Origin of the sequence: Hydrocarboniphaga sp. (genome assembly GCF_028291725.1) — a bacterium.
Classification (GTDB): Bacteria; Pseudomonadota; Gammaproteobacteria; order Nevskiales; family Nevskiaceae; genus Hydrocarboniphaga.
In genome coordinates, this window is the sequence record NZ_JAQGNT010000098.1 from 77,094 (window position 1) to 87,478 (window position 10,385).

Consider the following 10,385-nt stretch of genomic DNA (forward strand, 5'->3'; position numbering starts at 1 on the left):
GCGGACGATAACTCTAGTTTAGCCCTACAAAAATAGAGCCTCGCAAAAGCGGGCGACTGGAGAGTGCGATGGCGTTTTTTTCGAAGGGGAGAGCGGGTCTGAAATCATTCAACAGCAGGATCGGCACTGCCGCCGGCTTGGGCCTGCTGTGGGCGCCCGCCGCGTTCGCCGGCTTCAGCTTCATGGGCATCGACAGCGACTACCAGCTGTCGGCGACCTATTCGGCGGCAGTGCGCGTGGAGTCGCCGTCCAACGGCATCATCAATCCGCCGCCGCCGCCGGAGATCCCGGTCGCCGATTTCCTGAAAGTCTCGCAGTACAACTACGACGACGGCGATCAGAACTTCAACAAGGGCTCGATGATCAACAACCGCCTGACCTTCCTGGGCGAGCTCAATTTCAGCAAGAACGACTACGGTATGGTATTGCGCGGCGATGCGTTCTACGACCGCGTGTATCGCAAGCTCAACGACAACAACTCGCCGGATACCATCAACAAGCTCGAAGGTCCGACCAACCAGTTCACCGACGATGCGCGCTACAACGACGGCCGCCGCGCGCGCCTGCTCGACGCCTACATCTACGGCTCCTGGTACATCGGCGACGAATCGGCGCTCAACGTGCGCCTCGGCCGGCACATCGCCGCTTACGGAGAAAGCCTGTTTTTCAGCGGTATTTCGTTCGCGCAGGCGCCGGCCGATGCGACCAAGGCGGCGGTGCCGGGCGCCGATGTGAAGAGCATCCTGCTGCCGGTGAACCAGATCTCGGCGCAGTTCTCGCTGAACGACAAGATCAGCTTCGTCGGTCAGTACAAGCTCGAGTTCAAGCCCACCGAGCTGTATCCGGTCGGTGAATATTTTTCGCCGGCCGACGTCGTCGGCCCCGGTGCAGAGTTCATCTACGGCCTGAAGAACCCGCTGTATTTCGCCAACTACCAGGGCACCAATCTGCTGTCGACCGACACGCTGCAGCTGCTGCAGACCGCGACCGGCTTTCTCGGCGTGCAGCTGCCGGCCGGTGCGGCGCTGTCGTCGCTGCTGACGACGCTGGACGGCGTGCTGCCCGATGTGCCGATCCCGATCGGCCAGATTCCGCAGCCGGGCCAGCCGCAATACATCAACGTGATGCGCGGGCCCGACATCCGGCCCAGCGACTACGGCCAGTACAGCCTCGGCGTCAAATACCAGATCACGCCGACCACCAACGTCGGCGTGTTCCGGCTGCGCTACCACGACACCAATCCGGCACCTGTGCAGAACTACGGCAGCGCGCCGCTGCTGGTCGGGCCCAACGGCGCGCCGCTGATCAGCACCGGGCAGCTCGGGCTGCTGGTGCCGGTCAGCTACAACATCCGTTATTTCGACGGCGTCGACATGACCGCGATGAGCATGACCACCTCGTTGTTTGGCGCCAACATCGGCATGGACCTGACTTATCGTCAGGGCACGCCGGTGCTGGTGGATGCCGACGGCGGCATCCAGGGGCCGATTCCGACGCCGGTGCGCGGCGACGTCGGCCAGATCCAGTTCTCCGGCCTGTACACGATCGGCCCGCGCTGGTTCTGGGACACGCTGACCCTGGTCGGCGAGATCGGCTACAACAATGTGTTCAAGCACGAGCAGGCCTGCGCGGCCACCGCAGACAGCTGCCGCATGGATCTGACCAACACCCGCGACGCCTCGGCGGTGCAGGTGCTGGTGCTGATCGACAAGAAGAACGTGGTCCCGGCCTGGGACGCGACGATCCCGATCGTGCTGGCGGCGGTCATCGACGGCCAGAGTTCGCTGCTCGGTGGCTTCGGCCAGCTCAACGGGCCCGGCGACTACCGCGCCAGCGTCGGCATCACCTTCACCCGGCTGCAGGCGCTGCAGCTCGGCATCGCCTACAACGCCTACATCGGCTCGGCAGACTACAAGCTGCGGCCGCTGCAGGATCGCGACAACGTGTCGGTCTCGGCCAAGTACAACTTCTAGGGCGCGTTCTAAGGCGCTAATCCATCGATGGAAAAAACAGCGACCTCGGCTGCGCAGATCGCACTATCCGTGCATGCTATGGCGATGAGCCAGACCGACACTTTCGATGCGGCGGAATTCCGCCGGGCGCTGGGCAGTTTTGCCACCGGCGTGACCATCATCACCACACGTGACGCCAGCGGAAACAACATCGGCCTGACCGCCAACAGTTTCAACTCGGTGTCGCTGAATCCGCCGCTGGTGCTGTGGAGCCTGGCGGAGAGTTCCAGCAGCCTGCCGGCTTTCCGCAGCGCGCAGCACTGGGCGGTGCATGTGCTCGCTTCCGATCAGGAGCCGCTGTCGACGCGCTTCGCCAAGCGCGGCGTCGACAAGTTCGCCGGCCTGGATTGCGAGCAGGGTATCGACAGCATTCCGTTGCTGCGCGGCTGCACCGCGCGCTTCGAGTGCAGGACCGCGTTCCAGTACGAGGGAGGCGATCATGTGATCTTCGTCGGCGAGGTGCTGAATTTCGTGCGCGCCGAATCGGCTCCGCTGGTTTTCCACAGCGGCCGCTATGCCGATGCCACGCGCCGCGACGCCAGTCTGAAGCCGCGCAACGCCTATCTCGCCGGCAGCTTCAACGAGGATTTTCTCGGCTACCTGCTGGGCCGCAGCCATCACCAGTTTTTCAGCAAGATCCGCTCGTATCTGGATCACGAGGGCCTCAGCGACGAGGAGTTCTACCTGCTGTCGACGCTGACGCTGAAGCACGACCTGACCGCGACCGAGATCGACGTCGGCATGGCCGGCGTGCTCGACGACCACAGCGCGCCCGCGCTGCAATCGCTGCTGCAGCGCGGCCTGGCGCAGGCGCTGCCTGGCAGCGGCGGCACCGCCTATGAGCTGACGCTGGATGGCCGCGCCTGCGCACTGCGCATCATCTCGGCGGCGAAGGCGGTCGAGTCGCAGCTGCTGGAGCGGCTCGGGCCGGGCGAGGGCGAGGTGCTGAAGTCGCTGCTGAACCGCCTGCTGTCGGTGACCGACGCCGGCGCCTCGGCGATCTGGCAGCAGCCGTAGGTCGGCAATCCCTTGCCGACGTGTACCGCCCGATGTGCGCACACGGTCTCACGTCGGCAAGGGATTGCCGACCTACGGCGAGATCCGGTATTGGCTGGTGGGTAGGACGTCGAGCGCGTCCATGTCGATGAAGCGCTGCACGCTCTCCATCATCCGGTCGAGATTTCGCTGGAACTTCTCAGGGTCACCGGGCGCGTCGAAGAACACGTAAGGGTCGCTCATCGCGGCGGCCGGGAAACATTCCTCGACGAAGGCGTCGTAGTGCGGTGCATCGGCACTGAGCGCGCGGACCACCAGGTTCTGGATGTACTCGAAGGTCGACTGGGTTTCGATCGCGATGCGGGTGTGACGGTTCTGCCAGATGTCCAGCCATTGCGCCGGTGTCAGCCGTGCTGGGCGCTTCAATAGAGCGAGCTGCGCAAAGCCTTCGGTGCGCACACCCGGCCGCGAGCGACGGTGGTGATTTACCAGCGGCTGCGATTCGGTGACCAGATAGGCGGCGATACGCGAGGCATGACGGGCCAGCGACTCGTCGGTGCTTGCTCGCAGCGCCTGAATCGCGGAGTCGAACCAAATCTGTACGAGTGCATCGGGCGGCGCAATCGATGACGCGCGTCGCAATGCCGAGGCGGGCTCGACAGCCTCGTCCTGCACATTGAACTGCAGTGAACGCAGGCCGGGCTGCTCCTGCAGATCCGGCAGACTCTGCCGCAGATTCGCCGCCCAGGCACCGGCATCGAGACCGGATGGCCGCCACAGCAGATAGATGACTTTTTCCATCGCCGGCAAGAGCCTCGCATCGTCGTAGGTTGGGGTGAGCGCAGCGAACCCCAACAGATGTCCGCGCCGATGTTGGGGTTCGCTGCGCTCACCCCAACCTACAACGACCATGATTACGGCATGTAGGCGCCGCCGTTGCAGTCCAGCGCCGCGCCGGTAATCGCGCTCGCATAGTCCGACACCAGGAACAGCGCGGCGCGCGCGCATTCGTCGTCGGTGACGATGCGCCCCAGCGGGATGTCCTTGGACACCTGCGCTTTCAGATCTTCCAGCGCAATGCCGTGCTGTTTGGACTGGCCGAGCATGTAGTTCTCGACCGGTGCGCCCCACATCCAGCCCATGTGGATGCTGTTGACGCGGATGTTGTCCTTGCCGACTTCGCTGGCCAGGAACTTCACAGCGGTCGATAGCGCGCCCTTGCTCGCGGCGTAGCCGGCCTCGGGGACCGAGGGCACTTTGCGCGCGGCCATCGTGTTGACCATGACCACCGCACCCGAGCGGTTCTTCTGCATGCTCGGCAGCACCGTCTGGGTCAGCTTCAGCGTACCGATCAGGTTGATGCCGAGCACCTGCTGCCAGGAGTCCAGATCGGCGGTCGCGGCGAAGTCGAAATCGCCGTGCACGAAGGCGCTGTTGACCAGCGCGTCGATGCGGCCGAAAGTCTTCAATGTCTCGGCGACCAGGCGCTCGCACTGGCCGCGATCCGAAATATCGGTGACGACTTTCAGCACCTTGGCCGAAGTGCCGAGCGCGTTGATGCGTGCTTCGGCGTCGTCGAGCTTGTCGGCGGTTCGCGCCGCGCAGACCACGCCGCGCGCGCCTTCACGCGCGGCTTCGATCGCGAGCTTGACGCCGAGGCCGGGGCCTATGCCGGAAATGATCACGACCTTGTCTTTCAGCAGCATTGATGTTTCTCCTAGTGATTTTGTAGTTCTCAATCGCGGTCAAGGACCGCTCCTACAGGAATTTTGCGCACCCTCGGCTACGCGACTGTAGGAGCGGACCTTGTCCGCGATTGCGGCCCCTCAGCTCAAATGACGCTCGATATAAGCCGCAAAATCCCGCCGGATCTGCTCGTCCGACAAGCCGAACTGCTGCGCCGTATACGCATGCCCGCCCTGATGCGCTTTCTCGTCCTCGGCCAGCCAGTTCCGCATCGAGGCGGCAAGCTCCGCCGGCAGGCTCCAGCCCAGAAAGTCGTAGACGCGCGCGACCACGTCCATCGGGTTTTTCACGGTGTCGACAAAGCGCACATCGAAAAACGCCGAGCCATCGCCGCGATCACGCACCTGCATCGTGTGGTTCAGCGCGCGCCGCATCAGCTCGTTCCACGAACCGCCGGCCGCTGCTGCTGCGGCCTGATCGCTGTAGATGCACCACAAGGTATGAATGAAGCTGCCGATCGATGGAATGCTCGAGGTCGGATCGCGATGCGTCTGGATCACGCGCACGCCGGGGAACTCGGCCAGCAGCACGTCCATGCGCAGCAGATGATGCGGCGCTTTCAGCACCCAGCGCTGCGCGACAATGCCGCGCTGGCGTTTCTGCCACTGCAGAAACTGCAGCATACGTTTCAGGAACGTATACGCCGGCCGCTGATCCTGTGTGTCCATCCAGGCCATGTAGCCGGGCACGTCGGCATAGGCATTGAACGCGGAGAGGAAGGAATGCTCCATCAGCATCACTTCCTCGTCGGCCGCGTCGGCATCCATTGGATGCATCGCCGCCAGCTTGGGCATCGCGTCGGTCATCGCCCTCACGTCGGCGTGCGCCTGCGCGATGCGTGCGCTCGGCTGCTGCAAGGTCTCGTTGTCGAAAGGAACCGGATAAATCGCTTCCCACCAGGCCATCCAGTAAAAACGCGGATCGCGCGACAGCAGCCGATGCAGCTTGGTGGTGCCGGTGCGCGGCAGGCCGACGATCACCACCGGCGCGGCGATGAGCTCGCCGGCGATTTCCGGATGGCGCTTGAACCAGTCCTCGACTTTCAGGCGATTGACCAGCTGGCCGACCACCTTCATGCGCATCAGGTAGACGCCGGTCGGCGATAGCCGGGCTTCGCCGTCCAGTGATTCGCAGAGCTGGTCCAGACCCGGGCGAAAGCTGGCGTCGCCGAAGTTTGACAGTCCGCCGGTTACGGCGCTGGCCTCGGCCAACAGCGCTTCCGGCTCGAAGTTCCTGACGGCTGCGCTCAAAGCCATTCTCCGTTGACGCCGAGCTTGACCACGCGCGTGCTCGGATCGACCGGCTGCTTGGCACCGACCCAACGCAGACACATCGTGCCGATCTCGTGGCCGGCGGTTTCCAGCCAGTTGGCATGGCCTGGATCGCGATGCGACAGCACCAGTGTCACGCCGCCGTTGGCATCGAGTTTTGCCGAGTGCTTGTTGTGATGGATGCGCTGGTGGCGGTAGTCCAGCGACTCCATCCACCAGTTGTCGATCTGCAGGTTCCAGAAGCGACAGTCGGGCACGCGGGCCACGTGAATCACCAGTGCCTCGTCCGGCGCCAGTTTCCAGGCCGAGTGGTAGTACAGGATGTTGGGATCGCCGCCGCTGCGCTGGCACAGCGCCTGGTCGGCCAGCGGCAGTTGATTAAGATGCGGCAGATAGCTCTGCGCCCAGTTGGCGAACACCTGCGCCGTGCCTTCGACGAAGCGCGCCGCGTTGCCCAGGCCGGCGACGATGCGGTCCGGTGTCAGCGGCTGCGGCCGTGCGCCGCCCGGATGCAGGCGCTCGATGCTGACCTGGGCCGGACGTTCGATCTTGCGATCCAGGAAAGTCTGGCGAACGATCACCGCGTTGCTGGCCGGCTCGATGCGCAGCCAGTTTCTCGAATTGGCCGGGCGCGTTTCACTGAGCAGGACTTCGAAGCGTCCCTCGCCGTCGAGCTGCATCTCGGCGGCGTCGATGAAGCCGGTTTGCTCCATCTTGCCGTCGCTCTCGTAGCCGCCCTTTTGCGAGCCGATCGACAGGTACGAGACGCTGCCGCGCGTGCCGCGGATCACGTAGTCGTGACGGCCGTTGATGCGGCCCATCAGGTACAGGTTGTCGGGATTGTCGGCGCCGATCTTGCCGGTCTCGTGCGAGGGCGCGAAGAAGCCGGGGAAATCCGCATCGGCGAATTCCAGGTGCATTTCCAGGCCGATGCGCAGCAGCCGCGTCAGATAGCGCCAGCCCTCGCTGCGATCCAGCGGCGTTGCCGGCGTCTCGGCGCGCAGCACCTGCTTGCCGGCGCGCTTGAGCGCGTCGCAGAAGTCGTCCCAGGCCTGCCCCGAGATCACATCGTCAGTCGTCGACATCACCATCCCCGGCATTGCGGCCTGTGGACGGTAGAGCGGTGACGCAGGATGGGCTTCGTCTGTTCGCCGTAGGTCGGCAATCCCTTGCCGACGTGCGCCCTGATCGCTTGAGCACGTCGGCAAAGGATTGCCGACCTACGGGGCGGCGGGGATCTGGTTGAGTGATGCGTCCGGCGCGGCCTTGATCACGCAATGCGTGCCGGCCGGCGTGTACATCGACACCACGCAGCGATTGCAGGCGGTGCAGCCCGACTCGGTCGCCGCGCCGCTGGCGAACTTGGATACCAGATCCGGGTCATGAATCAGCGCGCGGCCCATCACCACCGCGTCGAAGCCATCGGCGATGACCTGATCGATACCCTGGATCGACTTGGCGCCGCCGAGGTAGGCCAGCGGCATGCTGACCGCAGCGCGCACTTTCAATGAGTGCTCGCGAAGATAGAGCGGTTTGAATTCGATCTTCGGCTCGACCAGGTGCATCAGCCGCGAGGCAAGGCGCACCACCGGATTCTGCGCGATCTCGGCGGCCTCGCGCGGCATCGGGCTGCCGAAGATCGCCCACGGCGCCTCGACGTTCATGCCGCCGCTGAGTACCAGCAGATGCGCGCCTTCGCGTTCCAGAATCTTCGCGATCACCGCAGCTTCTTCGGCGGTGCCGCCTTTTTTGAAGCCCTCGGTAACGCCGATCTTGCAGCTCACCGCGATGTCGCGGCCGACCCTGTCGAGTACCCGGCGCAAGACCTGCGCCGGATAGCGCGCCCGCGCCGCGGCATCGCCGCCGTACTGATCGCGGCGCCGGTTGTAGGCCGGCGACAGGAACTGGCTCAGCAGATAGCCGTGGCCCATGTGGATCTCGACCGCGTCGAAGCCGGCTTCGCGCGCGAGCCTGGCGCCGTCGACGAACTGCTGCGTGACGGTCTCCATGTCGGCCTCCTGCATGCCGGTGCGCAGGAAGCGGCCGCTGATCGCGCCGACCGCGTTGAAGCCGCCGGAGGCGCTGAGCGGATAGCGTGTCGACAGCTGCGGCAGAAACGTGAATGCGCCGCCGTGGGTGATCTGCGCGCAAGCGGCTGCGCCTTCGCGATGCACGGCGTCGGTCAGCGCGCGCAGGTGCGGCAGCGTTTCCGGTTTCAGCTGCACCTGGTCGACGAAAGTGCGGCCGTCGGCGCTGACCGCGCAGTACGCGACCGTGGTCATGCCCACACCGCCGGCGGCCATCGAGCGGTGATGATTGACCAGCGCCTTGGAAGGCACGCCGCCGCGCGCCATGCCCTCGTTGGTCGCGGACTTGATGTAGCGGTTGCGCAGCGTCAGCGGGCCGATGCGCAGCGGATCGAACGCGGAGTTCTGCATGATGGCGGCCGGGTGTGGATACCGGTGCAGCCTGCGCGGCGCGACCGCGTGCGGCCTCGTCCGAATGCGGGAACCGCAATGTGTAGGTTGGGGTGAGCTTGCGAACCCCAACATCAGCGCGGACGAATGTTGGGGTTCGCTGCGCTCACCCCAACCTACGCCTACGCGGCCAGCCCTCGAAACGTCACCACCAGCACATCGCGGAACGCCGGCTGCGCTGCATCGATCGGCTGCACCGGCGTGACGCCGTGATACACGCGGCGGTCGTCGATCAGGGTCGCGTCGAACGGTTTCTGCAGCGTGAAGCTGCCCAGGTCGGCGCCGTCCGGCGAGTGGATCGTGGTGGTGCCGCTGGCGATGTTGTGGCGGCGCACCAGCAGCACCAGCACGTAGTCGACGCCGTCGCGATGCACACCCTCCGGCGTCGGCTTGCCGCTCTCGCCGCTGACTGCCTCGATGCGGAACTGGTGTACCTCGACATGCCAGCGCCGTGTGGCCGGCGCCAGCCGGCCGAACAGGCCGTGGCAGAAGCCCAGCACCGCGTGCATCGTCGGGCCGTCGCCGATCGCCGGCGTGATCGGCTCGAACCAGCGCGCGACGTCGCCGTTCAGTGGGTTGTATTCCAGGCCCTGGTAGTGCGGCTGGTGTGCACCACGATGCCTGCCTGTGTCGTCCGCCGCATACACCGCGTACAGCCGCCGGCGATAGCGGCCGCCGTCGGCCATGTAGGTGTCGATCGGCATGCCGTCCCAGCTGGCGACGAAGGCCGGCCAGTCGGTCAGCGCGCCCTGCGCGGTCAGCAGCGGCTGCATCGCGTCGGCGGTCAGGAAGACGTGCCCGGCGCGCTGCAGGCCGGCCACCAGTTCGGCGACCGAGGGCAGGGTGGAGGGTTCGGGTGCGGCGGACATGGCGTTCAAAGCCCGCTTGACCGGGCGCGACCTGGGTGGTGTTTCTGAGGCGGCGGATGATCCGCCCCGGCTTCCCCAAGGTCAACCTTAGCCGCTAGGCTGCGCGCCCATGCCCCTGAACTCGTCCGCCATCGTCTGCCCGCTGTGCCGCCTGCCGCTGGCCTGCGAGCCCAAGGTCTGGCGCTGCGCCGGCGGCCACAGCTTTGACGTCGCCCGCGACGGCTACGTCAACCTGCTGCCGGTGCAGCAGAAGAACAGCCTCGATCCCGGCGACAGCGCCGAGTCGCTGGCCGCGCGCCGCGACTTTCTCGCAGCCGGCCACTACCGGCCGCTGCGCGACGCGGTGCTGCGGATGCTGGCGCCGCTGCAGGCGCAGCGCCTGCTCGATCTGGGCTGCGGCGAGGGCTATTACACCAGCGCCTTCCCCGGGGCGGCGACCGAGGTCATCGGCCTGGATATCGCCAAGCCGGCGATCCAGCTGGCGGCCAAACGCATCAAGACCTGCACCTGGCTGGTCGCCAGCGGCGCACAGCTGCCGGTGGCCGATGGATCGCTGGATGTGATCACCTGCCTGTTCACTCAGCTGCACGTGGGCGAGATGCATCGCGCGCTGCGCAACGGCGGACACGTACTGGTGGTGACGCCGGCACCGACGCATTTGTGGAGCTTGCGCGCGGGGCTGTTCGACGAGGTGCGGGCGCATCAGCCCGACAAGTTTTTGGCCGGATTCGAGGCGCAGTTCGAGGTGGTGGCGCGCGACGAGGTTCATGCCGATCTGCAGCTGACGCAGACCGGCCTGAGGCAGCTGCTGGCGATGACGCCGTATGTGTGGAAGGCGCGGCCGGAGAAACGGCTGGCGCTGGAGCAGAGCGAGTGCTTCGAAACCGGAGCTGCGTTCTCACTGCTGCTATTCAAGAAGCGCTGAATCGCGGACCTGTAGGAGCGGACCTTGTCCGCGATTGTGCACTTCAAGGTTCCAATCGCGGACAAGGTCCGCTCCTACAGGTCCGCGAT

At 65.5% G+C, this 10,385-nt stretch carries 9 protein-coding genes; 3 read left to right on the forward strand and 6 right to left on the reverse strand.

Translation table 11 applies throughout. The features are described 5' to 3' along the window. The first annotated feature begins 68 nt into the window (after positions 1-68). Together JWQ90_RS25900 and JWQ90_RS25905 are read left to right on the forward strand one after the other, a co-directional pair. On the forward strand, positions 69-1,973 hold the full coding sequence (locus tag JWQ90_RS25900; protein ID WP_299697966.1) for a DUF1302 family protein: 1,905 nt from the start codon (positions 69-71) through the stop codon (positions 1,971-1,973). Positions 1,974-2,051: 78 nt separating this feature from the next. Then, positions 2,052-3,029, forward strand: coding sequence for a flavin reductase (locus tag JWQ90_RS25905; RefSeq protein ID WP_366919597.1), 978 nt, complete (start codon positions 2,052-2,054; stop codon positions 3,027-3,029). A 72-nt stretch (positions 3,030-3,101) separates the two neighbouring features. Here JWQ90_RS25905 and JWQ90_RS25910 read toward each other — a convergent pair whose 3' ends face one another. The 6 genes from JWQ90_RS25910 to JWQ90_RS25935 all read right to left on the reverse strand — a co-directional run bounded on the left by JWQ90_RS25910 (position 3,102) and on the right by JWQ90_RS25935 (position 9,371). After that, positions 3,102-3,809, reverse strand: coding sequence for an EthD domain-containing protein (locus JWQ90_RS25910; RefSeq protein WP_299697968.1), 708 nt, complete (start codon positions 3,807-3,809; stop codon positions 3,102-3,104). A 113-nt stretch (positions 3,810-3,922) separates the two neighbouring features. Further along, on the reverse strand, positions 3,923-4,714 hold the full coding sequence (locus JWQ90_RS25915; RefSeq protein ID WP_299697969.1) for an SDR family oxidoreductase: 792 nt from the start codon (positions 4,712-4,714) through the stop codon (positions 3,923-3,925). 120 nt (positions 4,715-4,834) lie between these two features. Further along, positions 4,835-6,004: a sulfotransferase gene (locus JWQ90_RS25920; RefSeq protein WP_299697970.1), complete on the reverse strand. Its 1,170-nt coding sequence runs from the start codon at positions 6,002-6,004 to the stop codon at positions 4,835-4,837. After that, positions 6,001-7,110: a DUF1214 domain-containing protein gene (locus tag JWQ90_RS25925; protein ID WP_299697971.1), complete on the reverse strand. Its 1,110-nt coding sequence runs from the start codon at positions 7,108-7,110 to the stop codon at positions 6,001-6,003. Before JWQ90_RS25925 ends, JWQ90_RS25920 begins: the two co-directional genes overlap by 4 nt. A gap of 135 nt (positions 7,111-7,245) precedes the next feature. Then, a complete protein-coding gene (locus tag JWQ90_RS25930) occupies positions 7,246-8,463 on the reverse strand; it encodes an NADH:flavin oxidoreductase (protein WP_299697972.1) in 1,218 nt (405 codons plus the stop codon). A 161-nt stretch (positions 8,464-8,624) separates the two neighbouring features. Next, entirely contained in the window at positions 8,625-9,371 is a 747-nt protein-coding gene (locus JWQ90_RS25935; protein ID WP_299697973.1) for a 2OG-Fe dioxygenase family protein, read from the reverse strand. A 109-nt stretch (positions 9,372-9,480) separates the two neighbouring features. On the opposite strand from JWQ90_RS25935, the gene JWQ90_RS25940 reads away from it, so the two are divergent. After that, positions 9,481-10,296, forward strand: a complete 816-nt coding sequence (locus JWQ90_RS25940; protein WP_299697974.1) for a putative RNA methyltransferase — start codon at positions 9,481-9,483, stop codon at positions 10,294-10,296. The last annotated feature ends 89 nt before the right edge of the window (positions 10,297-10,385 follow it).

Bases quoted from the DNA above. Each gene is read 5' to 3' on its own strand.
- JWQ90_RS25900 (WP_299697966.1), top strand. From the start codon at position 69: ATGGCGTTTTTTTCGAAGGGGAGAGCGGGTCTGAAATCATTCAACAGC.
- JWQ90_RS25905 (WP_366919597.1), top strand. From the start codon at position 2,052: ATGGCGATGAGCCAGACCGACACTTTCGATGCGGCGGAATTCCGCCGG.
- JWQ90_RS25910 (WP_299697968.1), bottom strand. From the start codon at position 3,809: ATGGAAAAAGTCATCTATCTGCTGTGGCGGCCATCCGGTCTCGATGCC.
- JWQ90_RS25915 (WP_299697969.1), bottom strand. From the start codon at position 4,714: ATGCTGCTGAAAGACAAGGTCGTGATCATTTCCGGCATAGGCCCCGGC.
- JWQ90_RS25925 (WP_299697971.1), bottom strand. From the start codon at position 7,110: ATGTCGACGACTGACGATGTGATCTCGGGGCAGGCCTGGGACGACTTC.
- JWQ90_RS25930 (WP_299697972.1), bottom strand. From the start codon at position 8,463: ATGCAGAACTCCGCGTTCGATCCGCTGCGCATCGGCCCGCTGACGCTG.
- JWQ90_RS25935 (WP_299697973.1), bottom strand. From the start codon at position 9,371: ATGTCCGCCGCACCCGAACCCTCCACCCTGCCCTCGGTCGCCGAACTG.
- JWQ90_RS25940 (WP_299697974.1), top strand. From the start codon at position 9,481: ATGCCCCTGAACTCGTCCGCCATCGTCTGCCCGCTGTGCCGCCTGCCG.